20 protein-coding genes are annotated in these 25790 nt (G+C 52.2%); 4 read left to right on the top strand and 16 right to left on the bottom strand.

Going from position 1 to position 25790, the window contains the following annotated elements; all coding sequences use genetic code 11:
• The first annotated feature begins 154 nt into the window (after positions 1-154).
• The 4 genes from ACZM8Y_RS02910 to ACZM8Y_RS02895 all read left to right on the top strand — a co-directional run bounded on the left by ACZM8Y_RS02910 (position 155) and on the right by ACZM8Y_RS02895 (position 2271).
• Positions 155-490: a hypothetical protein gene (locus ACZM8Y_RS02910; protein WP_482332831.1), complete on the top strand. Its 336-nt coding sequence runs from the start codon at positions 155-157 to the stop codon at positions 488-490.
• A gap of 120 nt (positions 491-610) precedes the next feature.
• Positions 611-1081: a hypothetical protein gene (locus tag ACZM8Y_RS02905; RefSeq protein ID WP_482332829.1), complete on the top strand. Its 471-nt coding sequence runs from the start codon at positions 611-613 to the stop codon at positions 1079-1081.
• A 293-nt stretch (positions 1082-1374) separates the two neighbouring features.
• On the top strand, positions 1375-2052 hold the full coding sequence (locus ACZM8Y_RS02900) for a Rha family transcriptional regulator (protein ID WP_482332827.1): 678 nt from the start codon (positions 1375-1377) through the stop codon (positions 2050-2052).
• A 9-nt stretch (positions 2053-2061) separates the two neighbouring features.
• Complete coding sequence (locus tag ACZM8Y_RS02895) at positions 2062-2271, top strand: hypothetical protein (RefSeq protein ID WP_482332825.1); 210 nt, start codon at positions 2062-2064, stop codon at positions 2269-2271.
• Between the two features lie 314 nt (positions 2272-2585).
• Here ACZM8Y_RS02895 and ACZM8Y_RS02890 read toward each other — a convergent pair whose 3' ends face one another.
• From ACZM8Y_RS02890 to ACZM8Y_RS02815, 16 genes are read right to left on the bottom strand one after another with little or no spacing between them, the layout of a single operon-like run.
• Positions 2586-9350 carry a hypothetical protein gene (locus tag ACZM8Y_RS02890; protein WP_482332823.1) on the bottom strand — a complete coding sequence of 2255 codons (6765 nt, stop codon included), beginning with the start codon at positions 9348-9350 and terminating at the stop codon, positions 2586-2588.
• Positions 9347-10984 (bottom strand): hypothetical protein, encoded by a 1638-nt coding sequence (locus ACZM8Y_RS02885; RefSeq protein ID WP_482332821.1) that lies wholly within the window; start codon positions 10982-10984, stop codon positions 9347-9349. Before ACZM8Y_RS02885 ends, ACZM8Y_RS02890 begins: the two co-directional genes overlap by 4 nt.
• Positions 10985-10987: 3 nt before the next feature.
• Positions 10988-11632, bottom strand: a complete 645-nt coding sequence (locus ACZM8Y_RS02880) for a virion core protein, T7 gp14 family (protein ID WP_489501564.1) — start codon at positions 11630-11632, stop codon at positions 10988-10990.
• The gene (locus ACZM8Y_RS02875; RefSeq protein WP_489501563.1) at positions 11632-14142 is read right to left on the bottom strand and encodes a phage tail protein; all 2511 of its coding nucleotides are present in this window, start codon (positions 14140-14142) and stop codon (positions 11632-11634) included. Before ACZM8Y_RS02875 ends, ACZM8Y_RS02880 begins: the two co-directional genes overlap by 1 nt.
• Complete coding sequence (locus ACZM8Y_RS02870; protein WP_482332815.1) at positions 14142-14750, bottom strand: phage connector family protein; 609 nt, start codon at positions 14748-14750, stop codon at positions 14142-14144. Before ACZM8Y_RS02870 ends, ACZM8Y_RS02875 begins: the two co-directional genes overlap by 1 nt.
• On the bottom strand, positions 14747-16663 hold the full coding sequence (locus tag ACZM8Y_RS02865; protein WP_489501562.1) for a tail fiber domain-containing protein: 1917 nt from the start codon (positions 16661-16663) through the stop codon (positions 14747-14749). The genes ACZM8Y_RS02870 and ACZM8Y_RS02865 overlap by 4 nt, the downstream gene beginning before the upstream one ends.
• A 3-nt stretch (positions 16664-16666) precedes the next feature.
• On the bottom strand, positions 16667-19123 hold the full coding sequence (locus tag ACZM8Y_RS02860; protein WP_489501561.1) for a tail fiber domain-containing protein: 2457 nt from the start codon (positions 19121-19123) through the stop codon (positions 16667-16669).
• A gap of 60 nt (positions 19124-19183) precedes the next feature.
• Positions 19184-19597, bottom strand: coding sequence for a hypothetical protein (locus tag ACZM8Y_RS02855; RefSeq protein ID WP_489501560.1), 414 nt, complete (start codon positions 19595-19597; stop codon positions 19184-19186).
• Between the two features lie 9 nt (positions 19598-19606).
• On the bottom strand, positions 19607-20521 hold the full coding sequence (locus tag ACZM8Y_RS02850; RefSeq protein ID WP_489501559.1) for a major capsid protein: 915 nt from the start codon (positions 20519-20521) through the stop codon (positions 19607-19609).
• Between the two features lie 3 nt (positions 20522-20524).
• Positions 20525-21226: a hypothetical protein gene (locus tag ACZM8Y_RS02845; RefSeq protein ID WP_479858222.1), complete on the bottom strand. Its 702-nt coding sequence runs from the start codon at positions 21224-21226 to the stop codon at positions 20525-20527.
• Between the two features lie 11 nt (positions 21227-21237).
• Entirely contained in the window at positions 21238-21501 is a 264-nt protein-coding gene (locus ACZM8Y_RS02840; protein WP_479858221.1) for a hypothetical protein, read from the bottom strand.
• On the bottom strand, positions 21498-23150 hold the full coding sequence (locus ACZM8Y_RS02835) for a portal protein (protein WP_489501558.1): 1653 nt from the start codon (positions 23148-23150) through the stop codon (positions 21498-21500). Before ACZM8Y_RS02835 ends, ACZM8Y_RS02840 begins: the two co-directional genes overlap by 4 nt.
• Before the next feature lie 4 nt (positions 23151-23154).
• On the bottom strand, positions 23155-23397 hold the full coding sequence (locus tag ACZM8Y_RS02830) for a hypothetical protein (protein WP_489501557.1): 243 nt from the start codon (positions 23395-23397) through the stop codon (positions 23155-23157).
• Between the two features lie 2 nt (positions 23398-23399).
• The gene (locus ACZM8Y_RS02825; RefSeq protein WP_489501556.1) at positions 23400-23906 is read right to left on the bottom strand and encodes a hypothetical protein; all 507 of its coding nucleotides are present in this window, start codon (positions 23904-23906) and stop codon (positions 23400-23402) included.
• A 1-nt stretch (position 23907) separates the two neighbouring features.
• Positions 23908-25425, bottom strand: coding sequence for a hypothetical protein (locus ACZM8Y_RS02820; RefSeq protein ID WP_489501555.1), 1518 nt, complete (start codon positions 25423-25425; stop codon positions 23908-23910).
• Positions 25422-25790, bottom strand: a complete 369-nt coding sequence (locus ACZM8Y_RS02815; RefSeq protein WP_479858217.1) for a hypothetical protein — start codon at positions 25788-25790, stop codon at positions 25422-25424. Before ACZM8Y_RS02815 ends, ACZM8Y_RS02820 begins: the two co-directional genes overlap by 4 nt.

The following is a 25790-nucleotide window of genomic DNA, read 5'->3' as shown; positions in this document are numbered from 1 at the left end:
TTCTTCATCGCAAATCATAATCTTTTCCAAGGGGTTTGTCATGTCTTCACCCCCTTGCCTTCCTTTCTTCCCCTCCTTTTTTGTGTGTGATTTCAGTTCATTTCCCTTCCTATGCGTTTTCTGATAGGGGCAAAAATAGACGAGGAGAGAAATCATGCCTGAAAATGCAACCCCACAAACGAATTCTGTCCAATCCCTAGAAACAAATAACTTTTTTGCGAAGTGGACATGTGGACTATTGTTAACATGTACATATTTTATGGTACTTTTTTTACCTTGGGTATGGGATCTAGAACAATTTTCAAGGGTATTCGCTTTCTTAGGCGGCTACGGGATAGGAAGTTTATTTTTTGTTGTTGCTGGTGCGTTTATCTTTTTCATTATATTTAAGTTCGTTCTAAAAAAAACAATAAAATTCATGATATTCTATAATATCATAATTATATTAGCAATGGCAAAAGAAATACTGACACTGTTCTTATCTATGTAAATCGTCTTGACAACTAGCCACTTTTATTAGGCATCTAGTTACCTAAATAGTTAAAGAAAAAATTTTTGGGGAATACCATTTCCCCATTTCTTTTAAAAACAATAAAGAGAGATGATAAATATGAAAAAAATTATAACAATATTTTCAATAATGCTATACGGATGCGCATCATCATTATCAGTTGACAGAGTAAGTGACACCCCAATAGACACAACAACCCATGAAATAGTTCTTCTAGATTCAACAAAATTTGATTACGATTTAAAAAAGTCTTTAATTAAATATGGTTTTAAAGTTAAAAATACCCCATCAATAGTATCAAAAGAAAAAAAAGTAGACGAATCCACTTCACTAAGCTATAATATATCAGAAGCAAGATATGGAATAAATCAATATCCAGGAGCGGTTATTGATTGGTGTCTATATAACAAACAAGTCAAGTTTGATGAATACACTTTAGAACTTGTTGATTTGGAAACAAATGATACTATTTTATTTATAAAAAAAGGTGGATGGACTGGAAATTGTTTTCCTTCTACCGGAAAATTATTTGAAGAATTAGCATTAGAGCTCAAAAAAAATTGGGAATAAATATCTTGACATTTTCCCATTTTTGTGGCGTTGTCTTCCCACGGTGCTCGTAACACCAAACACAGGCGGACAACGCCACCCCGAAAGTATGGCTTTTTTTGTGCCCTTATGCCAAAGTCAAGACTCTTTTTGACTGCGGTTTCCTGCTATACTTGTATCTTCTTGATGCCGGGTGTCCCCGATATGTCCAAGCCGCAAGGCTAAAGGCGGGGAGCCGCTCCTGTGTGCGGTTACGAACACCCGGCATCGTCATTCGTAGGCGGTGCCAACTTCCAAACACAGGAGTTTGCACCATGTCTCAATCCCTTCTCCTTTCCGATCCCGTTCCTTCCGTATCCCTTCACAAGGGACGTCCCGCCGTCACCTCCATTGATGTGTCAAAGTTTTTTGAAAAACGGCACGGGAATGTAGTACGAGATATTGCTCAAATTGTATCTAACTCACCGGAAAAATTTAGCCGACTCAATTTTGAGTTGGCCTCCTACCTCGATGAACAAGCTAAGAACCGTCCCATGTACATCATATACCGCGACGGCTTCATGTTGCTGGTCATGGGGTACACCGGAAAGAAGGCCCTAGCGATCAAGCTGGCCTACATTGAAGCGTTCAACGCGATGGAAGAAGAGCTTGCCCGAAAGAAGAGCAGGAAGCTGACAGCACCGTCTTTACCCTACGCCGACCGTGTGAAGGCCCTCAACGATCTTGAAAGGCGATTCATGGAATTTTCCGTGGAAACCAGAACCCGCCTTTCGGAGCTCAACGCCGAATACATCCGCCTGAATCAAGGGGCTTATGCCGCCATGCTCGGTATGCTCCCAACAATGGATCCCGCTTCCAAGGATAGGCTTACCAGCGCACTGGCCTATCAATCATACGATGCCTACAACTGGATTGACGCCGGACTGTCTCGTATGAGGGAGGCAATCATTGCCGCCCGTGCCGCAAACCGAGTCTTGAGCGGACGCGGATAGGGGCCAGCCATGTACATCACCGATTTTCAGCGCCGGGCGTTGCTGGCGCTCATGGATGTGGAGGCGGCTCGTGTGGCGGATGGAAGAATCGAACGCAGGACGGCGCACCACAGGCTTTTTTCTATGATGCGGGAGAGGTACGGGTGCAAATACTCATGCCTGCCCCGGCGAAAATTCAGGGATGCGGCACTGTGGTTGCTCGATGAGCCGTTGACTTAATCTCCGCACGTAGTTATCTTCTCAAACAGGAAGGGCGGCGAGTGCTACCAACACCCACCGCCCTTTGGGGCCAGTCCCCGGATTTGATTCTATCTCATCCAGTTTTTAGCCCCGGCAGGGAGGTCAGTCCCTACCGGGGCAACTCGTTTTCAGCCTACTTTTTCAAGTAAGGTGCAACGAGAACCACGATAACGCCCGCCAACACATTGGCGAGGACGTTCAGCAGGAACTGCTCCATAGGCACAACCTCCTTTCGGAGACTGGCCCACGGCGGTTTTCTATCCTTTCCCTATTTCCTTGTCAAAGAGCGGTTATCAGAATGCCGATGTACGTTTTTGCTTGTCTTTGGACGGAGCGCCGAGGATAGGAGCGAGGGGCCCGGCATTGCCCTCAAGGAACGCTTCCGTTCCCTCAACCGTGCGCCAGATCGGAGCCGTGGGAACCCCCGCGACAAAACCAACGGCGTCAAGCGTGTTCTTCATCGTCTTGTAGAACTGCTCATCAGACGCTTCCCCCGCCGCAATCTTCATTCCGCCGCGAGTTGCCGTCACCGCCGCATTCAGTCCCTTGAATGCCGCACTATCCCCAAACTTCTTGTTGTACTCGAACAAGGCCGGGATTTCCCGGACAATCGGGATCCCCATCAACCAGTAACCGAGCAGTTCAGAGCCCACATCTTCAAGTTCAGGAAGCTCCCCATCGCGGCCCCAACCAATTAAAAGCAGCGTCAGCATTGGAGGTGCCAGCCATTCGAGTGCGAAATGGGAGAAGAACCGTGCCGTTCCGATTTCAGACTGTCCCGTCCGTAGAGATTCACGGAACCCCGCAAGATAGTACCTTTGCCGATTCTGCCAGTTCATGGCAAAGCTCATGAACATGGTAAACAGACGGGCAGCCCCCGGTTTACGCATCAGCGCAGTGGTATCCATCGTCAAGCCGGAACCCTGTGCCCGGATTACGGCATCGTCGGCCATCAGCACAGCCTTGGATTGCTCAACGCCTTTACCTATCGCGTCGTTGTACTTCGCCATCCATGTCGGATAGGCAACAATGGCATCCATAGCCTGAATCATGGCAAAGGCCGCTTCTTCCCATTTCGAGCCGAAAATCTTTGTACCTTCTCTGAACGGCTTGAGCCTGTCCGCTACGTCCCGTTCCATGTTCCGTGAACGGCTCACCATATAGGGGGAAAGTTCCCGGATGGTATTCCAGCTTTCCAGAGGGTGGGCGATCATATGGTACGCCCCGCGTATGAAAGCGCCCGTGCCAACTTCTGCCATCGACTGAGGGAAACTCGTTATCTGGAGCAACGCCGTACGGAAACTGAACCCCATCGCCGCCAGAGAACCCCGGCGCGCCAAGAACTCGAACATCTTGTTGATACCGTCGATCTTTGTACGATCTGGGCGGGCAATGGAACGGAGCCACGGCACCACCTGCGCATAGGCTTCATCTCCAAAAGCCCGTTGCATGGCCCTGCGGTACACAGGCTGTTTCACAATGCGGTAGGCATCCAAAAGCGGCAGCGTATGGGTGCCGTAATGAATGGCGTCCGCAACATGGGAAGTCAGCACGGACAGGGACAACAGCGGAGGCAGCCCCGCGCCTTTACGCTCCTGCGTCATGCCGCTTTTCGGGTTCGGCGTCCGTAGAATAGCCTCCTGTGAGTTCAGGGCATCAAAATCAGAATTTCGCTGTGCCGCCTCGCTGAATCGCTTGTCGAACATGAGAGGATAATAACCGCCCCGCATAGTGATGGTTTCACCGTCAGTGGAAACCACTGTAAACGGTTTAGCTTCTACCCGCTTCAACGGGATGCCGTACATCTTCTCATATGTGGCGTTGATCACCGGATACAGCTTATCAATCAGATCCCATACGGATTGTACAAACCGCCATTCAGCACTTGTCATCCTGCGGGTGATTGCCTCCAAGTCCTGCATATTCCAGTTATAGCCGCGCTGGAGCGCCGAGAGGTTGCCGTCATTCCCCATATTCAGGGCAACGGAAAGAACACGCTCTTTTGTCCACTGTCCGCCAAACTCCCGTTCAACATCCGGCAGCATACGGACGCCCTCAATTGTGAATGTTTTGTGCATGTCCCTTCCCATAATGGGATCAAGAAGCCCGCGCAGCGCATTGCCGTATTCACGGAACAACGCCTGCTCCTGCGACGCGGCGCGCTGGAGAGGTTGCACGATAAAGCGGCTGTTCGGCCCGTCGTGATCCGCCCTGTAGCCGTCCGCAGCGTCGAACAGGTAGCGCATCACCTTCATATTGGCGAGGGAATCACGGAACCATGCGCGCAACGCGCCGGGCAAACGGCTGCGTTCATCAGCCGTAATATGTTTTATCTCGCTCAAGGAAGCCATCGGCGCCACGGTTTCAGCCACGGCTTGATCAAGCTCCTGCTTATGCAGCATACCGATCAGCGCATCCTGTGCCTTCCCTTGATGCGCCAGAATCTTGATCGCATCGTATACATCGCGCAATTCGGACAGGGAAAGCTCACTTGCCCGGCGCAGCCCTGTGCGCTGCGATTCCTCAAATATCCACCCTGCAATAGGCGAAACCGTTCCTGTGGGGTCGAGGCTGTATTCCACGCCAAGGGCTTCTTGGAACTGCAACAGCGTCGGCCTGTTCTCATCAGGACGGGGGGCCATGCGTTTAGCGCCAAGGCCGGGGAAGTGTGCGACGAGAGAAAGGATCTGCTGTTTGAAGTTGTCGGGAATATCCTTTGACCGTGCAATACGCCGGATCTGGCGTATCTTTTGATTCCGTTCAATCCGCGCACGGTAAGCCGCTCCAAGTGCCGACCGCTTCAACCTTTCCTCTTCCTTGAGCTGTGCCAGGCGGGAACGCAGTTCGTCTATACGCGCATTCTTTGCGGCATCGCTCCCCCGCTGTTTTGTCTGTTCTTCCCGCCGGACTTCCCTTACAGCCTCCTCAATAAGAACCCTCTGCTTGCGAATTGCCGCCGTCAGTGCTTTATACTCGGCATCAACAGCGGAAGCCTTTTTGACGCCCACACGCCTATCAACAACATCGCGCAACTGTTTGGTTGTGGGGCCCGCATTCCCGCCGAGAGATTCAATTTCAATACGCAAAGCTTCATCCATCGCATCATTCATGAATTCTGCATCGGGTACGTAAGTCTTTTCCCATTCAGCGACTTTTGAACGGATATGGGTTTCAGTGTATTCAGCCGCTGTCGGTTCATTCATGAGCACTGCGAGAACTTCCGTCCCGTCCCGCACGCCAAGATAAGCTGCGGCATCGTCGATAGATACCCCACCCCGTCCTTTAATGACATCCCGATCCCGGCCCGCATTCCATTTTTCGCGCAACAGCCACGCCAGATCCTCAGTAGCCATGTCTATAAGAGAATCCCAATTGATGCCGCCGACTGCGGAAAGTTCACGGATCCCACGATAGAAAGGAGCATCACGCACGAAATCCCGCGCCTCTGTGCGTGCCTCGTTCTCGACCTGCTTTTGTTCGCGCATCCGGCGCAGTGCAATTTCTTTTTCCCCTTTCTGCATCCCTCTGGAAACGGCCTGTCTGTAGGCGTCAAGACGTTCCGCAGGGATACCCAACACTTCCGAGGCACGCTCAATAGCTGGAGCCGGGGAACCGTTTTCACGGGCAACAGCAATATCTTCTTCGCTGGCAAGAAGCCTGTCGAATACGGCGCGCACATCGGCGGAAAGTTCCGCATCACCAAGCAAACGCCGGACGGAACGATAAATTGCAGTAAGCCATGCCCGGAACTGCCTGAACGCCGATTGCAGTTCTTGCCGTGGGGCCTTGCCTTCCCGCGCGTAGGCTTCAAACTGGCGGGCAAACTTCTCGTGTGCTTCCCTCTTGATAACGCCATCACTTTTGATCCCAAGTTCTTTCTTAATGGCGTCCCAATCGTTCTTGACCCATTCCGGGGCCGTCTCAAGCGCAGCGGCATCCCGAAGGTTTTCGAGGAAAAAATGCCCCGTTTCATGAATAATCGTAGAAAGGTTCTTTTTACCCTTGAAGACGCTGATCAACCATTTCCCGTCAGCAGTAGATTCAATTTGTCCCCGGATATTGTTTTTATCTTTCCGCTGATAGTAGGTACTTGGGTTGTTCGGTTCGTACTTGGCCCGCTCTTCCGCCGTCAGTTCAAAACGGTTTTGCGTGTCGAAAGCTTGGATCTCATGCGCTTGAGAAAGGTACTGAATGCGAGCGGCAAGAACACGGGCACGCTCCAGCGGGACTCTTCCCTTAAGTTCCTGCTCAACCTGAGAATAGACCTCTTGGGAGGCTTCTTCCGACAAACCGAAATCAAACCGTTCATCAATGTCTTGGATCGCGTGCTGCACTTCATGCGCAATGACGGCTGGCGTCACATCGGGATCGGTGGTGATGTAAATTGTTCCGTATTTGGGAGAATATCCGGCGAGATTCCCCGGAAGCCGTTCTTCCGGCACAACTTCATATTGGGCTTCTCTCAGTTCAGGATAGAGCTCATACAACGCTTCATGCTGGTAAATGTCAGTCAAAGGCCCGCTCATGCCTTCTTCACGGGGAACGGTCACGGTGGCCATGCTGTCGTCAAGTTCCATCGTGTTCATGTGAAAGACGCGCCGGAGTACAGGCACAACGTCCTGAACGTTTGGATGCGCCTCAACGCGGGCGGGATCAATGAATTGGTGATAGGCCGTACCCTGCTTCAACCGCTCAACAAGTTCATCCGCCCCGCTTCCTTCCGGCAGAAGCCCACGGCGTACGGCTTCATCCGCAAGCTCGTCAATGGGAATGCCGCCCTTCTCTCTCGACTTGAAGAGTCCACGCCCTCTTGCTCGCGTAATTTCCTTGAGCGTATCGGCATTGTAGGCTGAGGAAAGGCTTTTCCCGTCAAGCCGTCCCCATACCAAAGCCAACAAAGGATCGCGTTCAGCCAAAGGCTGGCGGGCAAAGGCGCGCTGTGTACGGGCGTCAAGAACGTCCTGCGTGGGGGCATTGAGATCTATGAGTTGGATGCCCTGCAACCGGGATTCAAGCCATGCGGCAGGTTCCATGCCGTACATCGGCGCCATACGTTCCGCATTGGCGGCAAGGAGATCGCCATAATGCCGCGCCTGAGACTCAGAATAGCCTGCGTCGCGCATTTGTTGGACGTAGGGGGCCGCAATGCGGTCAAAGCTTTCCCTGTTGTTCTGAGCCTGCTCAATGCTTGAATCAACGAAATCGAGGAATGAATTGAGCGCCTCAATCTGTGCAAGCTGTTCTTGCGTCATCCCGGAGGTCACTTCCTGAACTTCACCGGGAGACATGATCGAAGGATCCAGCGTGGAGTCCTGCAAGAGCTCCTTCCCCTGCGCCGTATTCAGCAGATAAGGGACTGCCTTTTCCATCGGAATGGCAACCGGAGTTCCGAGAGCCATAGCGTCCGCGACATCCTCAGCGGATACCTTGATACGCTGCGCAATCTGCAACCCCTCATCAGACTGGAAAAGAACGCGCTGCATGGCTTCAGGATTAACGTACAGATCTCCCAAAACTCCCTCTTCCTTCAACTGCCCAATGAGCTGTTCAGCAGAGGAGGGACTTTCTTTAATCAGCTTATTGTTGGCGGCATGTTCAGAAAGAGACTGCAATGTATTCGCACTGTTCATTGCCCTTCTGGAATCGCGCACGGCGGAACGGACGCGCATAGCCCCGCCGCCTACGCCAATCGGCAAAACAAACGCTTTAAGAGACTCATAGGCCGCGTCAGAAAGCCGTTCAGCGGCTTCTTCACCTGTAGTCAGACGGAAAGGCTGGTCACTGATTTGTTTCGCGACTTCTTCCGTGATGATGTTAATCCCTTCCTGTGCAGTCTCTACGCCGACTTCGGTAGCCAATGCTCCGAGGGCCTCCCCTGCACCCTTTCCTACGGCTTTCAACAGGGAAGGATTACGGCTCAAAAGCTGTTGTGCGGAGGCCACCGTTGCCCGGTTTAAGAGCCTGTCAGCGCCGGGGATAAGTGAAAGCGCCTTATGTACCCCCACCACTTCCAATGCTCCCGAAGGTAGGGAACCAAGGAATGAAAGAAGGCGAACTTCATCACGCGGGAGAGGTTGCCCGTTTTCATCTTTAAGCTGTGAAAGTGAACCATAAATTTCACCAAGAGACATCTCAAAGGCGTAACGAATCCCGGCAGCCCCGGCCCCCGCTGCAAAGGCTGAACCTGCGGAGACGCCAGATACAGGGCCAAAGGCAGAAGTAGCCACCCCCGCAGCAGTCCCGGCCTGTGCCCCTCCGAGTACGGAACGATAAGCCCCCTCTGCAACTTGAGAAAAAAACGTAGCAAAAGAACTGCGGTAAGCCCCCATCAAGAAGCTTTCATCTTGGCGGTACGCCTGATTAACGGAGAGTTCCCAATTGATCTGTTCAATGCGCTGGAGGTCGGCAGGATCGGGATTATTTTGCCAAAAAACTTTGTTCAGTAGATCTGTTAGTTCGATTTGCAGTTGCCCAATCCTAGTTGCTTCCTGCATTTCCTGTGAAAGGTTTTCAAATACTCCGATTTCAGGGAGCTGATCGCCAAGTCCGGCAACCATAGCCGCGCCTTGCTCTACAAGCCAACGTCCGGTGATAGGCTCGTCACGAATCATCTTTTCCAGAGCGGCCCGGCGCGTTGGGCCATTCTGTACAGCATCATAACTCTTGGAGATCTCCTTATGATTCTCTAAAACCGTGCTTACAGGGATGCCTGTCTTGTTCGAGAGTTCAACAGCAGAAAGTGTATCAGGGAAGGTTTCGGCTACGGTTCGGGCACGGAGCTCCAGATCTTGCGCAAGATCCGCTTTTCCCGGAACATATCCGGCAAAAGCCTCTTCTGTGATGTTCATTTGCGGAACACGCCGAAACCCTGCAATCACCTGCGGATCCGGCTCGTACCCGGTGGCTGAAAGATCGCCGGAAGCTACAGCTTCGATCTGGTCATCGGTTATGACTTCCCCATTTGCTTTTTCTGATTGGGCATAACGCAACATCACATCTTGAGGCGTATCGTCAGGGAACTCAATAATATTTCCGTTGGGCAATTCCAGCTCAATCATTGTTCTTCAAGCTCCCTCGTATTCGGGTTATACCGAAAACGCTTTACTTGCTTGGCGCCTTCTTCTTTGACATACCAGCCATTGCGTTTGTGATAGTCTACCTCAAAAGCAGGAACATTTTCCGTAGAATCCCAAAATCTGCCCGGTGACACCATCGTTACCTCTGCAATTAGAAGAGGTATTTTTTTAACCCTATCTTCAAACCCAATAGCCCCATTTAATGAAGGAAGTATTACTTTATACGCATTCTCACATTGGCTCTGGGTATAGCCCAGCTTCTCTTTCATGTAAGCAAAAGCGTATTGTTTTACCTTCTGTTCTTCCTGCTTCCATTGCTGATCCTCAGCACTTTTTCTTACCTTTTGAAGTGCGGAGGGGGGAAGGAAACCGGAAAAACGAGCAGTTACCATATCGGCGGTCACACCCGGTTGTGCAGCGTATGATTGAGCGTCAGCAAGAATACGGTCATTGACGGGGGCCTCAACCCCGTTGATCGAAAAGTCCTGATAATCTGCTACAGACTTGCGCATTTTAGGATCGGAAATCCCCGCCAAAATTTCCGCAAGCCTCGAATTTTTCTGTTCATAGGTAAGGTTGGGATCTTTCAGCACCGCCTCTGTTTGTGACACGCCGTCATTATAGACAGCCGCTTTCTTCTGAACTTCGGCTTGTTGCTGCAACCGCTCATGTAGCCCTTGCTGCGTGAGGTATGACTGAATAGCTTTCTCCTGTATTACGGGGTCTTTTATCTTCCCAATCTGCTCCTGTACACTTTCCGCGTTGTTCCCGTATTGTTGGAACAGGCTGATTCCAAGCTGTGCCGCCGCCTGATTCTGTGCCCGTTCCGCCTCGGCCCGCGCCTTGGCTTCGAGTGCGTCCGCACGATTCCGTATCTGGAGTTCAACCGCGTTCACCTTGTCACCAAGAAGTCCACGGTACTCATTCAGCGCCCCACGAGCGCCCTTAATGTCGTCATGTGAGAGGTATCCGCTGATAATGCTTTCTGCGGCCCCCTCATCAATACGGGAGAGAAGAGCCCGGTTGTCCATGCCGGGGCGCATGTTCTCAATCCGTTCCCGAAGAGCCAAACGGTTGAATTCGATAAGCTCAGGATTGTTGTAGTTCTGAGCCGCAAGACTTTGGAAATCTTCAATGTCGCCAGTGATAACCGAGTCTTCCCACGCGGCTTTTTGTTGCCGCCCGTATGCCTGCCCTTGCTCAGTAAAGTGCAGCGCCGTACCCGCAGCCTGCTTGTTGAACATCTCGGCAAAGCGACCGGAGAAGCCGCCCTCTTGAAAATACTTTTGAGCCGTCTCCCTTGCGAACTTCTGGAAATGCTGGCCCGCATCAATGGCGTTTTGCCCCTGATTCTCAGCCATGTAGCGATCACGTTCGGCGGAAAGCTCTTTCTGCATGGCAAGAAGCGCCTGAGACACCCTCGTCGTCTCAGTGCTCACGTATTCCTTGATTGCGATGTTGGTAAGCTCTTTCCCGGCCTCCAGAATCGTGCCCGCAAGCTGATTCTCAGCCCTTGCCGCAACATTCCCGATCCGCGGTTGCTGATACCCCGGATCAATGCCGCCGAAGCCGATACGCCGGGGGCCAGTATTGTATTGCTGGATACGGATCGCCATTTTCTATCTCGTGCCCGAAAGGTAGTTTTTGAGAAATTGCCGTTCAGACATTCCCCCACCACCGGAAACAATTTTCCGACCGCCGAATAGTCCACTGCTGGAACTCCCCCCGAATCCCCCCGCCATTGCATAGGCGCCGATCCCACTGGTCAACCCGGTGATGCCCGCAGTCAAAAGCGAGTTCCCAAGCCCCTTCACCGTCGATCCGTAGTAGCTTGCCGCTGCGTCATAGTTCGCCGCGTTCGCCTCAAGAGCCTTTACGTTCTCACCTGTCTCCCATTCGGAAAGGGCTTTCTGGTATCGATTCAGAGCCACATCCTGAGAAAACCGCAGGGCATTGCCTTCAAGCGTGTCCAGAGCAGAACCGCTGGACATATCGACGCCGAGCGCACCGAGGGAAGCGATATTTCCAGACTGCAAATCCGCATATTGCCGCCGGAGCGCCGACCGTTCCCGGTCAAGGTTCTCTCCTTCAATCCGCCCCTTCTCAGCCGTGATCTTCGCCTGATTCCGTGCGGCCTCAGCGTTCGCTTTCGCTATGTCTTGCTGGTACTGCGCCTGTTTGTTGGCGGCAGAAGTCTGTTGCAGGCTGGACAACGCCGAAAGGCCGCCAGCAGTCAAGGCTAGAGTCAAAGGATCAAATCCCATTACAGCATCCCTCCCCCGGCATACGGCGCTATTTCCATCGTCGTGACGATTGCCAGAATCGTGAGCGGCGTCGCGCTGTTTACTTCAAAGACAAGCGGGGACTCGGATGCCCAACCGCCGCATGTTTCCATATTCAAATCCGTCCCGTCGCTGAAAAATGGCCTCACACTGAACGCGCCCCCTTTGATATGCCTGTCAACAATGGGCGAAAGGTTCCCCTCGATGCCAGCCATAAACGACATGCTCCGGTACGTCCTGACCCTGACAGCCAAAATTTTCCGGTTGTGCATGAGCGTCCACCCCTGTTGCGTCTGCACTTCTGGCAGGTTCGGGATAAGCCGCCCCGTATACGGGAGCCCGATAAGCACGGAAGACGCGGGAACTTTAAGCTTGAGCTCACCCACCTCACTTACGGTTAAACCGTCAACCGTCCCGCCGTCCGCAAAAACCTGCACAGCCCGGCCCGCCAAATGCCCAAGCCCGCTGAACGTATCCGCAGGGGTTCCGCTGTAGTGCAATGCCGAATCAAGAAAGAAAGCTTCACTCAGGTCATCACTGTCAAAAAAGGTTTCCAGACGCTCGACAAAGACGCCTCCCGAACGCCGCACGAGGAACCACACCTGATCATCCGGCGTTCCGGGGATTGTAGCCATATCTAGCACTTCCCCCTCAGTCGTATGCCGATGCCAGCCGATAACGTCTTGTTCCTTCATGTAGGTCAGGCCGATAAACGTACCATCGGAAAGGACGCACCAAAGCGTGCTGTACGGCTCTTGCTGGTACGCCCATGCAGTGATGTCCCGATCTTTGACGATATGCCTAGAAAGGATGGTCAAATCCTGCCCAAGGTACTTGTCCGCGCTGTAGTTGTAGGCAAACTCACGGACGGCCCCAGAACCGCGCTGCACATACAGGAGGCCACCGCCGACCGACAGCGCCGACACTGCGCCCTCCCCTCCGTTTGTCGTCTGGAGCTGAAAGGAGACGGTTGACGGCGTGAGCACTACACCCTCAGAAGGTTCAAGCGTCCACTCACTCCCCTCAGCTCCGAAAGCCAAAGCGTTCCGGTCAGGTTGGAGCCATACGATCTTGTTCGCCTGAGTCGCGGCAAGCGTCACTTCAATAGCGTCATCGTCTTTCGGAGGAACCGAGGAAGCCATACTCTCAAACTCACCCGTCCGCGAAAGCCAAATGGTGATTGGCCTGTTCGCCGTAGCCGCAAAGCCAAGACGTTGCTGGTGGAAAAAGACTTGCGAAGGATAGTTTCCCTCACCCTCAAAAGGGTTCTTGTGTTCTATCGGCGTGTCTTCGGTATCCGCACCGATATTTTTGTCGTCATAGTATTGTGCATATGTATAAAAAAAGACCGGATTGGCCTGAATGTCCCCTTGGAATCCTTGGGGATAGGCTGAACTCTGACCGAAACCTGCATAACTGGCAAAAGAACTATATCTACCTTCATACGTCGAAGGCACATTATCAACGCCGATCCAGCCTACAGGAATGCCGTGTTCATTTTTATCGTGATAGACAAAAAGCTTTTTGAGTGATGCATTGTACCATGCGGGGTATAGTTTTGGCTCAAAAGCGTTGTCTCCCCCAACGCTGACCCCGGTGACGACTGTTTCTGTTTCCTCATTAGGCTTTTCAATCGTCGTAGTTAAGACTCCGACATACAAATCGTCAGCCGTCCGGGAAAAACGATAACCGCCTATATCAATTCCTTGGAGCGTCGTTGTCGCGGTTACTGTATCGTCTTTGCTGGCCCGCCCAATAAATCCGAATACACCTACCTTTTTCTTATAAATGCGGTATTCGCTGGCCCCAGATACGGCGGGCCATGTGATGCGGATATGGTAATCAACGCTGTTCAGGGCCTCAGCCTCAATCGTGGCGGCAGGAGACGCTGAGGACTCTTCACCCGTCTCCTCATCAATGGCTGTCACCACATAGCTGTAGTCCGTCTTGCTCGGATTTTTGGGCTTGTCATCATCAGCACGTTTGTCCAAAATCTGCAATGTAGGCTTTTTCGGCGCTGAAATGGACGGCATAAATGTGAGTGTCGCCCATCTCCAATCGTCGTCTGCGTACCGGGACACCTTACACGGAGCGTACGCCGGATGAGCGAAGTAAACCACATCAGCCGACTGCGCGAACCGCATAGCCCGCAGCTCAGAAGCGGCGAATGGAGTTTCTACAACATACGGTTCACCCGAATCATCCGTGATAAGTGTACCGTCAGGCAGCCATACCCGCATTGTCTTGTCACCAAACTCAAGTATCCGGCCCTGCGTCTCGCTGAACACGAATGGAACCAGCCGGGACGCCTGATTCTTCGCCGTACCAAGATACCGCGTCCCCGGCCTACGTGTTGCACCCCCCTGCGGCATCGGGACAAAATTCAACATCTCGCGGGTTCCCGTGTTGTAGCGCGGCTGATCGACACGCCCCCGGAGCAGTGGGGAAATTTCGCCGCCATTCAGGACATTTTGGGTATGAAAAATCGGCATCAGTTGACCCACCTTTCATTCAGAAAGCGGGAAGGCCATTCCTCACGCACGGGATTATCCTGCGCGTCGGCTTCTACTTTCGCCCGGTCAATGGCCTGCTCGAAAATCTGGAAATAGTTCTGCGCATTCGCTGCGCCCTGAGAAACGTATTGCGAAATCTCAAAGGCGATTTTCCACGCAAGAGCATCGGCAAACGTTTCGCTGACAGTCATATTCCGATCATTGCTCACGTACCTGAGCGCGAGACTATCCGCGTCCGTGTAAATTTCCTGACCGACAATGCTGTAGCGCGGCCCCGGATGCCGATATGCCCATGTCGGCACTTCCCCGGCGTCACCATGCCGCCTCACATCCAGAACGCGCATACAGTCACCGGGGAGCGGGTACGCATATCGGTAGCCGAAAGCAGGGGCATCAGCAGACCGAGCAAGAACCGCATACCGAAGCGCGAAAGGCCACGGATACAGCGAAAGGCAAAATTCAAGGCTCCGGTCGTATGCAGTCTCAGCAACCTGTGCCGCTGGTGTATCCTGAAAAGCCAAATTGATGCCCTGCGCACTGACGCGCATCAGTGCCGTGTTGATGATCGTTGTACGGTTCTGGATCATACGACACCCAACTTTGTTTCTAGCGCTGCAAGTCGGGCCTCAATACGATCTGCACGACGACGCTGGTAGGCACATTCGAGAGCAAGCGCCTCTTCATAACGTATAGAGTAGCAGCTTCCCGCCTCACGTGCGGGAGAAAGAACATTCTCTTCATAGTGAAACTCTTCAGGCTCCTTGATAGAGCCGTCTTCATTATATGTTTCCTCACGGTCAACAACCTTTATATGTTCAATGACGGCTTCTTCCGCTGCCCATTCGTCATAACACAGCAAACCGTATGCCTTGGCATCGAGCCCCTCCTCGGCGAAGGCTTCGATAACCCGCTGCGCAATAAGTCCACAATGAAGACGCGCCTTGTCTCCCTTCTTTTCTACAGCGTCCTTGAACTTGAACTGCTGAAAACGTACCTTCTCCCATGCCTTGAACACAGCATCAGGTATATCTGATATATCCTGTTTCATTCGCTCGTCGGAGGTAGATATTGCGCCAGTTGATGCAAAAACCTGTGTCCAACGGTTAGAACTCCATCCAAGCGACACTTCATTATCAGTACCTGGGGAAACGGCAATGGTTCCAATTGAGCATACCCTTTTCAGGGTACCAGCCGCGTCTTGCGCATAAAAGACATGATGACCACCGGCCTGCCTAACACGATAAAAAGTATCTATGTTGCCGACCTCTGTGATAATGTCTGAAACGGCAACACCTTCGTGCTGAAAGACAAAAGATGCATACCCTTCGCCAGTATTCTTATTTATTACTATTATGGCATTATTATCATCAACCTGGTTACGGAAGACTGTCATATCAGCTTTGATATTATATGGATATGCGCCAATCATACGGACATGATTCGGGCAGTAGCCGAACTGTATACCGTACATTGGATAACCATAGTCTTTCAACCATGAACCGCAGTTTATGCCAACGGTGTGGTCAACCCCGTGTTCTCCCGCTTTATCGAATACACGACCGATTTGTATAGCATTCCATGCACCATAACCTTTTGAACCACCAGTAAGGAGCAGCAGGGCATGGGCCATGCCCACATCTGAGTTAGCGTTGATATGCTGGCAAACGAGTGCTCCGTCTGGGACACCTATTTGCGCCCCTGTTACAATATACGGCTCGTTTTCTCTTGTGCTTCCTTGCCTTGCCCAATGCTCAGAAGCCATAACCAGGCCCTTACCTGTGTCAGAAAAGTTCCACGCGGAACAATGTACGCCGCACGAGTCACTGTCGTTTGTTCCCCCATCAGGGGATTCCTTGACCACTCTTCCCCAAAGGGCCACCGCGTCCCCGTCTCCGTTGAGCTTGTTCTGCATAAAGGAACGGATCCCTATAGGCATAGTGTTGCCGTTCCCCTTAGCTGTGCCACGAACCTGTATACCCTGTGGGCCGGAACCGTTAGTATGCCAGTCGTTATTTTTTGTTACATTAGCATCGAAAGACAAGTCGATAAGTGGAGAGAAGCTCTCCCAGTCTGTGTAATTGCGGTATATCTGGACTATGGGGCCGGTGTTACCGTAATGGTTAGCAATTTGGCTTTCGTTTTCATCAATTCCGGTGTTGATTATTTTATTAATACCGTCACCGAAGCATCCTGATATAAAATACCGTATGACTCCGTTGACAAGGTAGCTTCCAGCAGGAATATACCCTATACCTTTATTTTTGAGCACATCCTGCCACTTGTCCCATGCCTCTGTATCATCGGTCACGCCGTCGCCCTTGGCTCCAAAATCTTTGACATTGATGATGTCAGAGAATCTATCAGCCAAAGTTCGCGGTTTATCACTGCCTGTAGCAATAACCGTTTTCTCATCGACAACACCACCGCCATCGGAATTGATGTACATCGTGTTGCCGACTTTTTTTACCTGCGCAACTCCATGCAAATATACTCGATCCACGATTTACCTCATCTGTGATTCCAATGACTCTATCCGAGCTTTCAATCTTTCGAGCTCACGACGCTGATAGGCCGCTTCAAGACAAAGAGCTTCATCATAACGAACGCTATATAGTTCACCTGCCGTAATTCCTTTTTCCACAAGTTTCTTATGATGAACTATACGCATATCAACAATAATATTATTATTTTCATCATACTCAGCAGGTATTTTTTCGTCATATTCGATATATACGTCAGGTTTCTCTGCCCAACTGTCATAACAAAGAAGACCATATTTAAATGGATCTATACTGTATTTTTCAAATACAGCCTTTATTCTTTGTGCTATCAAGCCAGTATGAAATCTTGCTTTTTCTCCCTTACGTTCTACTGAATCATTAAATCTGAACTCATAAAAACCGACTTCCCCCCAAGCATCAAGAACTCTATCAGGAATATTAGAGATACTCTGCTTTTTTCTTTCATCAGAAGTATTTATATTTCCAGTTTGAGCATAAACTTCTGAAAATTTATTATCTGGCCCGCCAAGTGCTAACGTCCCATTAGTAGTCGGACGAAAACTCGTTCCAATTAATGTGAGACCAGAACCTTGAGCATCATTTACAATATTTATTGATTGATTTGTTGGTATATATTCAATACGTCCTTTTAGGATTCTATCATTATAAAACCCCAAATAGCATGACAAATAGTTATCATTGTCGTTTTTATCTGCATCTAATCGTAGTCCTGCACCAGATTTTGAATGTATCCTCATGGATGTCATGAGGTTATTCATCATTTTCCCTGATGGTATAGCTATGTGCTCTTTGCAATAGCCAAACTTTATTCCTACATCAGGATAACCGTTTGCTTCACTGAATGAGCCCATATTTAACGCAACGGTTCCATCCAAATGCCCATTTTCATCAGTAGTAACGTATTCTCCCGGATACGAGGGGTTAACAGTTCCGTCATTGTTAGGAATTTCGTTTATAAGAAACGTAGCATTCTTTGCAAACTTGAACATGCTATAGGAAAACTGAATACCATCAAAAAATGGGTTATATCCAGATTTCCCCTGAATCAGGATTGCTGCCGTAGCTGGTGAGCCTGTACTATCTCCAGTAATATGCAGAGGAGTAACCCACTTTGACGTTGATACATTGCCATAATCACTAGGACGAGGTATTCCACAGTCTATTACATGGGATGCAAACTCTGCACCCATTGCACAACCTTTTTGATGAGAATATGTATCAATGCGTCCTCCAGTTCCGGCAGTATCACCTACCCCCCCAGGAACGTCATATCGCTGCGCTCTGGACGAAAAACAAATAACGTCATTATCCCCGGCAGCTTTGTTTTCGGCTCCAAGTATGAGCGTAGTAGAAAACAATCTATTTTCTTCATTATTGCCTTCTTGAGTATGCGTAAGATACGCACATACAGCACGATTGTCATACCCAGAGACATTGGAAGTATCTATTTTATTTTCAATAGCAACTATAGGTGCTATATTTTTACAATCATTTAAATCAATAGGAATCCATTCTCTGCCTATATTGATAACATTCCCTTTATCTACAGTTTGCGACCATCTACTTACGTCAAATTTTTCTGCATCGGCATTACCAATACACCCGACAGGAAAATAACGAACTTCACCATCAATAAGATAGTGACCTTCGGGGATATACTTTATGCCCCCAGTAGCGGCCTTGAACTTTATCCATGCCTCTGTATCATCGGTCACGCCGTCGCCCTTGGCACCAAAGTCCTTGACGTTAATGATGTCGGCAAAACGCTCTCCCAAGGGTCTCGGCTTCCGCGTCTCATCAGCAACAACAACGCGGTTTGAAATATTGTCTCCTCGATCTCCGCAATCTCCGAATCCGGGAACCCAGAAAAGACCATCAACACCGCTGTTTTCGACTTCACTAAGGTTCGATTTGAAGATCGGGATTCCAGCCACAAATTTTTGCACATACTCATGGGCGTCTTCTACGATTCCTAAAGCTTTCAGAACCGCAGCGACAGCTTCCCAGAAGTCACGCATGTAATCATCAGGCGTCCGGGAGTCTGTAATATTAACTTTTATACAGCGCGCGATTTTATCACTAAGTTGCTGAATCATTTGAACCTGACGATCCAGCTCCTTTTCAGTTGACTCCGTGTCAACCTCAGCAGTATGCGATAAATCAAGCTCTTGTGTTTCTGGAATATTTGAAACAATGGCAAGAGTTGCACCAATCGGAACCCGATCAGGCTTCAATGTTACCGTGCCGCCATCTCCAGCACTGTTTATCGTAACGCCATAATCAGAGCCCAACGTCAGCGTGTATTCATCAAGTCCATTCTCATCCGCTGACCAGACAGCAAGAACATCTCCTAACTCATAGATCGGGAAAGGGATGTTATAGGTGAGGACACCAGCCGTTACTGTATACTTTTTGACCGTCTGCTTTCTCGTGATCATGGCTATCTCAAAGTAGTTCAATAAGATGCTGAAAAGGCAGGGGGCAAAAGCCCCCCGCTTTTATCGGGCGAGGTAAGACAGGAACACGTCAACCTTTCCGGTAGCCGCTCCGTCAGTCGTCAGCTTGATCTTGGCGTAGCGTTGCATATCCGGCAGCACCAGCTTGCCCATGATGTCACCGTCAGCAAAGGCCGTTGCCGCACTGGCACCGCCGCTGATGCTCATTTCAGGGGCCCCGGCGATGTCGGCAAAGGATCCGTCTTCCGTATCCGCCCCCTGAATGGTCACGGTGAGCTTTTTCGTCGAGGGGATGCTTACAGCGCCTTTTGCGGCGATGGTCACGGCAAGAGAGCCGTGATGCTGGCCTACAGCCAGCGGCGTGTCGCACACCTTGCTTGTAGTGGAGGGAAGGGCCACGTCTTTGCCGAAATACTGGTCATACCAACGGTTTTCAGAACCGAACTCAAAAGCCATATGTTCCCCCTACGCCACGGCGGTTTCAGTACCGTCAGGCAAGTTATAGGAGCCAATGATCTTGATGCCGTTAATGGCCCCGATGATAGTCTGGAGATCCTTGTCACCATTCACATACATGATGTCAGCCTGCTTAATGGCGCTGAACGTCTTCTGCACAATTTTGTGGTGCCCAAAGATGTACGTATTCGTTGCCGTTCCCCGCACGGCGGCAATGGCATCCTCGATCTGCGTCAGCGTGGGCAGATGTTCGGCATCAACATTGACCAGCCCGAAAACAGCGCGTTCGGCATTAAGCAACTGCCAGCCAAAACGCCCCCTGTATTCCACGCCGTACCCGGCTACGCCGGGCTGACTGCGCAAATGGTAAAGAGAACCGCCATTGAGCGGCTCAGGATCGAGCAAGCGGCCCTGATTAAACTGTGTGGGGTCATAAATGCCGATGTTGTTTTCCTGATCGAAGCGGACAATCAGAATGGTATAGGCATTCGCCGTTGCACCACACTTTGTTACAAGTTTGTGCTTAAGCGCCGCCTTGCGCCAGTAGTCACGCCAGATCGCCAGTTCCGTATCCATGCCCGCCTGCTTGTAAAAAGCATTCTCGCGGCGGGCGAAGTATTTAGCGGCTCCCCCGAATTGATCGGCCTTATCTTTGCTGACTTCCACCTCTCCGCCGAGCAGATTGACATAGGTTTGCCGGAGTTGGGTTTCAGCCTTCATGGACGGGAGGGGCGCTCCCAAGTCCGTGAAACTTGCCCCTTGGATCGAGTCAAGAACCTCTTCAACATTCCAAAGGCCGTGGGTTGCCGGAATCCATTTCAGCATCTTGAGAATGGGGGCTTCTTCGGTGAGGAAGTCCACAAGCTCAGGGCGCTTCTTTGCCTTGTCGAGTGCAATTTCATGCAGCGTCTGCGCTACAGCCATAACTTACCCCTTGAACATGGTTTTATAAGTATCAACAGGACTTTCAGCCGCATCAGGAGAAGGAGCCCCGTTTCCGCCGGAAAGCGTATCTTCGGAAAGCAGCTTGCCGATTTCATAGAACGCCCGGACGAAAACAGGATCGTTCGCCATGCCGTGCCCGGATACGGTGCCGGACAATTCCCCGTCCATGCGCCTGTCCAGCGCTACGAACGCTTTCAGGGCCGCACTGCGGTTTTCATCGAACCGACTGCCCCACGTCTCGCGCAAGGCGTTGGTGCCGTCTTCAATCAGTTTGTCCCTGATTTCCTTGTCCGCGCCGAGTTGCCAGTCGAGCAAAGCCTGAGCCTGCCCCGGCGTGATCCCTTGCTTGACGCAGAAATTGCGGAATCCAGCCTCAACGCCTTCATCCACTTTTCCCTTGAAGCTTTCGGGATACTTGAGCACGATGTCATCAGCCTTTTCCGCTGGCTTGTAGCCAAGGCCACGCTCAAGCGCCTTGATTGCGTCATCGGCGCTTTCAACATCTTTCAGCTTGTCCGCCCAACCTTCCGGCAAGCTGGCGCGCCAATCGGAAACGGCACTTTCCTGCGTACCAGCTTGAGGACTGGCAGACGTTTCCGAAGGTGTCCCGCCATTTTCCGAAGGCGCGTTGACTCCTTCCGTGGGCGTCACCTGCTCCTGTCCATCAACAATAGGCTCATCCATCTGTAACCCTCCTAAATATTTTTCAATGCCAACATCAGGCGGACATACGTTTGAGGATCGGCGTTGGCGATTCGGCTGAGAATTTGATCCGCCATGTTGCGCATCCGCATGTCGTCCTCTGTCACCATGAGCCGACTTGCACCCATTTCATCGAGCAGCCCCAGAAAAACCCGAAACGCGGCCTCGCTCTGCATCATGTCGAACCAGTCCCGACGCTCACGCTCTTCCCTAACTAACCTTTCCGCGCGCGCCTCTTCCGCCGTCTGAATGCTCACTGCACCGTCTCCTGTTCAGCCCCCAAGACAGCCCCGGCAACTGTCCCCTGAGTCTTGACGTTTCCGAGTTTCGCCGCCTGTTCAGCTTCCATCAGTGCCGCAGCCTGCGCTTGCTGTGCCGCCTGCACCTCTGCCCGCTGTTGCCGGATAGCCGCGACTTGCTCATCCGAGTTGATGATGGAAGCCGGAACGCCCATACGCTGCGCGAGCTCGTCAACCATCTGGTCGGTGTTAATCTTGTCCATAATATCGGGAACAATCTGCACGAGCGGCGCTACCTGTTCCATGAACTGAGCCGTAGCCACGGCGCCCGACTGCTCAAGCATTTGCGCCATAGGCGACTGGTATGACACGTCAAGCGTCGCCCATTCGGAAAGTCCATCAGGAGGCGGGGGAAGCAGCCCGGCATCATCAAGCAGCATATAGACACGCTCGATCAGCGGGTTGAGCACACGCGGCTCGTAGCTTGAAACCGTGGGTCCCATGAGTTCGGCGGAACGCCTGCGCCTGTCCATGTACTCGGTCATGGTCATCCCGGCAGGGCGCGTTTCAAGGCTCATGTTCGCGAAGATGTTCGCCATCATCACGTCTTCAAGCCGCATCGCGATCTGGTTGATCTCTTCCTGCACATACTGAACAGCCGTACCGAAATTGACCTCATAAAGAGGCCGGAGACCGTTACTTTGCCCGAAAGCCGTATCAGACACCGTTTCACCTGGAGCCGCCCGCACATGCCGCTTCAACGTGCCGGGGGCCAGCAAAGGCGGGTCGATCATCTTCTCGATGCCTACAGCCTTCCGCTTTTCCCACGCTTCAATGCCCTTCTGATCCGCCAGTGCATCATCCCCCGGCCCGGTGCCGTAAATGCCCCGCGCATCTTCCCATGTCGTGAAGAAGAAAGGCATGGAACGGAAGCCGCTTTCACTCAGAAAGCCCTCTCCATTTTCCTCGTACCAGTACGAAGCGAACGGCATATTCCGGGAGTCTTTCCTGCGGACATCCCCGTCCGTCCGCTTCCGAACGACATGGACGACATCAACAGGCCCATAGGGTTTGGTCTTGAGCAATTCCCGCGTCACCGAAGAAAGTTTGTCTTCCCCGAAGCGTTCTCTCATTTCCGTGGGAGTCATCCGCAGCCGACGCACGACGCACGAAAGCATTCTTTCCGCATCCAGCGCCACGGCATAGGTGCCACAGGTCTGGCAGAAGAAACGCGCTACGGTTTGCGGGGAGGACTCACAGTAGATCAAGGCGCAGCCGAAACCTAAAAGCTCCTTATTGAAAGCATGGATGCCTTGATAAAAGCCCCCGGCTGACAGCACGGAACGGATACGGGAATCGACGGCATCAACGAACTCGTTGGCGTATGTCACTTCCCTATCGTCGCGGGAAAGAAACGCATGGCGGAACCACGGATCGGATGCGGGGGTAATGGCCTGCGTCATCCCTGCGGCGGCCTTGCGGAGAGCCCTTTGCCCTGCGGGATTTAAAAGATTGGCGTCGCGCAAGCTTTCCGTTTCTTCCCCCCTGAACAGCCCACGCGATGGAAGGATCAGCTTGCCGATTTCAAGCTGTTGTGCGAGACGCTTTTCCCTCAACCCTTCAAGATGCGAAACCAGCGCCTTGAGCTCTTTCAAGTCCGCAGCCATGCCGTTACCCTATCCGTCCGAGAAGGCTTGAGCCTGTGCTTGAGACGCCCCCGGATTGCCCAAGGGGTGAAGAAAGCAGAGTCCCCCCCATGAGGCGCCGTTGCCGCAGCTTGCGCCGCTCTTCATCCCGCACGCTCGACGCTTCCGTTTCCTGTTCCGCTTCACGCGGGGCCTGTTCAGCCTCGTATGTGACGACTGAGGGAGAAGACTTCCCACCACCAAAAATCCCACTGACTACATCGCCCATAGTTATCTCACTTCATTGCGGCGCAGGAGGGCCAGCGCCATATCTTTGCAGCGTGCCTGATTGCCCGCCGTGGGCATGTGGCAGGCTTTCGGAAGGCACTCAGGCCACGGCGTAAAGCCCAACGCGCCCATGAACGCCCACAGATGCCGATAACAGGCCGGGAACGCAGCAAACAGGGCTTCAAGGGCCCACGTCTCGAAAATCCAGCGCACGGCCTCGCGCCCAAGGCGCACCTTGTCAGCGCGCCACTCTTTGAAGATGACGAAATGCACTGTCCCGCACAGCCCGGACGGGACAATCCACAGCGCCCCCGCCAACTCTCCGCCCTTCTCATCGTCAAACGCCAATCCCACGAGAGTCGTGGAAGGAGACACAAGCTCTAGCCAGTCAAGCAGCGTCGGATGCAAGCGGCTCCAGAGAATCGCCCGCGTGAGCCCTTCCTCTTTTATCTTCTCCCACGGCATCCGGCGTAGCTCAGGAGAATCAGCGATGATAAAGCGGTACGCCATATTAGCCCCTCCAGCCGTACAAAAGGCCGTTGTCATCGCGCCTGTCGCGTTCCGCGATACGCGCAAGCTCACGCTCTACCGCGCTCATACCGTCAGCGGCTTCCGGGAAGCCCACGCCAAGATCAGGCTCAGCAAGCCGCGCCAGACAGTCGAGCATGTCGTCATGGGCACATACCGGGAACGTCTCGTACTCTTCACTTACGAACTCAGATGTAAAGTTACGGATCGCCCCTTCCGGATCCCGGAAAGAAGACTCGACGGGCAGGAAAAGCCGCTTTTGTTCAAACCACGGAATCAAGCGACGGATACGGTCGGGCTTCGGCGTCTGCCCGCCCATTTCCCGGATCGAAAAAAAATAGTTAACACGAGCCATTTCGTTGCTGATATGCTCGATGTCCGCCTGCATCCCGTAACGCTCATAGCCGACGAAAATCGGATTGTACTCCCGCACCAGCCGGAACAGCGCAGCGGCCCGCTCGGTCAGATTCGCCCGGACACGCTCCCCGTGGATAAGGTAGACATTCCGGTCAATGTTCCATCCGACAACGCAGAATACCGAGTAATCACTATCTTTTTTCTTGCTTCCGGCAGGGTCTACGAAGATAACGCGGTTCATCTGCTCCCAAAACTCCCGGCGAGGTTGCCAATATTGTAGCCATTCCGGTCTGAACCCATCCGCTTTATCCGCCAGAGGATTCTGGAGCATTTGGCAAGCAAAGACGAAAGGCCCCATATCCCGGCGCTTTTCTTCAAGCCTTTCACGAGAAAGGAGCACGGGATTGCCCTCAAAAGTGCCGTCATCGGTAGCAGGATGAAGGCGCACCTTGACGCTTTTTTGCTTTATCAACTCCGCGTAGGTGTCGTTCGCGTGGTAGCGCGTCCCGATCATGCGCCGCCGTCCGCCATGTGCGCCGAGGTTGAGCGACAACCTCCATGCGTCAGTCGTCTTCTTGATCTGCTCAGGCGTGGACACGGACTCAAGCGTCACCACATCATCATAGACGAGCACCGAGAAGTGCTTGCCCGTAGGCTGACCGTCGACCAAGCCCCACGCTTCAATCGTGTTCTCTTTTGGATTCGTGGAGCGCCGGACGACAATGCCGCCATCTTCCGACCATGTACGTGTTTCACCCTTGGCAGGTGGGCAGATATGCGGGAAAAGCTCTTGCAAAAGACGGTTCGTCTCAAACTCTCGCTTGATCTGACGAAGAAAAGCCTTGGCGATAGGCCGCGTGTGGCTGAAAATGCCCACAGTAAGCTCTGGATCATTCAGGATATTCTGGATCGTCAGCCCGACCGTGATGATCGTGCTCTTGTAGTGCTCACGACTCCACAGATCGAGATAGCCATCAGGTTCCCGCTGTACTTCCCGGCACCGCTCATAGAGCCAGTCCCGGTTTATGTCCCCGCGCTTCATACCGAAGACGAGCAGAAAGAAGAGATCCCCGGCGCAAAGAGCCCGCAAGTCCTCAGCAGACTTCGCAGCCTTGTACCGCTCTAACGCCTCTTCTCTCGTCATTCTTGAGTCCCCTTTACTTTCTCAAGCATGTCAGCAATTTCGGCGCTGACTTCATGCTTGAGCATGACGGCCTCACCATCCGGCCCAGAAAGTTCCTGCTTATCCACGGGCTTCTCGCCAACGGTGTCTCTAAGCTCCTGAAAAGCCTTTACATCACCGGACATAGCTTTCTCGAAAAGAGCAACGGCAACGGCCTCGCGCCCGGTGAGACGTGAGCCGTCGAGCTTGCGGTCAAGCAAGGCTTCAAGCGTCGCCCGAAAAGTCTTCTTCTCACGCCGGGCGATACCCGAAGCAATGCCGCCTTTCCGGCCCCAAGCCTGTGCTTCTTCTGTGCTTCGAGGTTTCTTCAAGTCCTCTCGTGCCAT

The sequence above is a fragment of the Bilophila sp. genome, assembly GCF_057864385.1.
The sequence above is the reverse complement of the archived record's forward strand: the minus strand, read 5'-3'. Positions and strand labels throughout refer to the sequence as shown.

Excerpts from the sequence above, each read along its gene's own strand:
- ACZM8Y_RS02880 (WP_489501564.1), bottom strand. The coding sequence starts at position 11,632 with ATGGGATTTGATCCTTTGACTCTAGCCTTGACTGCTGGCGGCCTTTCG.
- ACZM8Y_RS02875 (WP_489501563.1), bottom strand. The coding sequence starts at position 14,142 with ATGCCGATTTTTCATACCCAAAATGTCCTGAATGGCGGCGAAATTTCC.
- ACZM8Y_RS02850 (WP_489501559.1), bottom strand. The coding sequence starts at position 20,521 with ATGGCTGTAGCGCAGACGCTGCATGAAATTGCACTCGACAAGGCAAAG.
- ACZM8Y_RS02855 (WP_489501560.1), bottom strand. The coding sequence starts at position 19,597 with ATGGCTTTTGAGTTCGGTTCTGAAAACCGTTGGTATGACCAGTATTTC.
- ACZM8Y_RS02830 (WP_489501557.1), bottom strand. The coding sequence starts at position 23,397 with ATGGGCGATGTAGTCAGTGGGATTTTTGGTGGTGGGAAGTCTTCTCCC.
- ACZM8Y_RS02900 (WP_482332827.1), top strand. The coding sequence starts at position 1,375 with ATGTCTCAATCCCTTCTCCTTTCCGATCCCGTTCCTTCCGTATCCCTT.
- ACZM8Y_RS02905 (WP_482332829.1), top strand. The coding sequence starts at position 611 with ATGAAAAAAATTATAACAATATTTTCAATAATGCTATACGGATGCGCA.
- ACZM8Y_RS02860 (WP_489501561.1), bottom strand. The coding sequence starts at position 19,123 with ATGATCACGAGAAAGCAGACGGTCAAAAAGTATACAGTAACGGCTGGT.
- ACZM8Y_RS02890 (WP_482332823.1), bottom strand. The coding sequence starts at position 9,350 with ATGATTGAGCTGGAATTGCCCAACGGAAATATTATTGAGTTCCCTGAC.
- ACZM8Y_RS02885 (WP_482332821.1), bottom strand. The coding sequence starts at position 10,984 with ATGGCGATCCGTATCCAGCAATACAATACTGGCCCCCGGCGTATCGGC.
- ACZM8Y_RS02835 (WP_489501558.1), bottom strand. The coding sequence starts at position 23,150 with ATGGCTGCGGACTTGAAAGAGCTCAAGGCGCTGGTTTCGCATCTTGAA.
- ACZM8Y_RS02870 (WP_482332815.1), bottom strand. The coding sequence starts at position 14,750 with ATGATCCAGAACCGTACAACGATCATCAACACGGCACTGATGCGCGTC.
- ACZM8Y_RS02845 (WP_479858222.1), bottom strand. The coding sequence starts at position 21,226 with ATGGATGAGCCTATTGTTGATGGACAGGAGCAGGTGACGCCCACGGAA.
- ACZM8Y_RS02820 (WP_489501555.1), bottom strand. The coding sequence starts at position 25,425 with ATGACGAGAGAAGAGGCGTTAGAGCGGTACAAGGCTGCGAAGTCTGCT.
- ACZM8Y_RS02895 (WP_482332825.1), top strand. The coding sequence starts at position 2,062 with ATGTACATCACCGATTTTCAGCGCCGGGCGTTGCTGGCGCTCATGGAT.
- ACZM8Y_RS02910 (WP_482332831.1), top strand. The coding sequence starts at position 155 with ATGCCTGAAAATGCAACCCCACAAACGAATTCTGTCCAATCCCTAGAA.
- ACZM8Y_RS02825 (WP_489501556.1), bottom strand. The coding sequence starts at position 23,906 with ATGGCGTACCGCTTTATCATCGCTGATTCTCCTGAGCTACGCCGGATG.
- ACZM8Y_RS02815 (WP_479858217.1), bottom strand. The coding sequence starts at position 25,790 with ATGGCACGAGAGGACTTGAAGAAACCTCGAAGCACAGAAGAAGCACAG.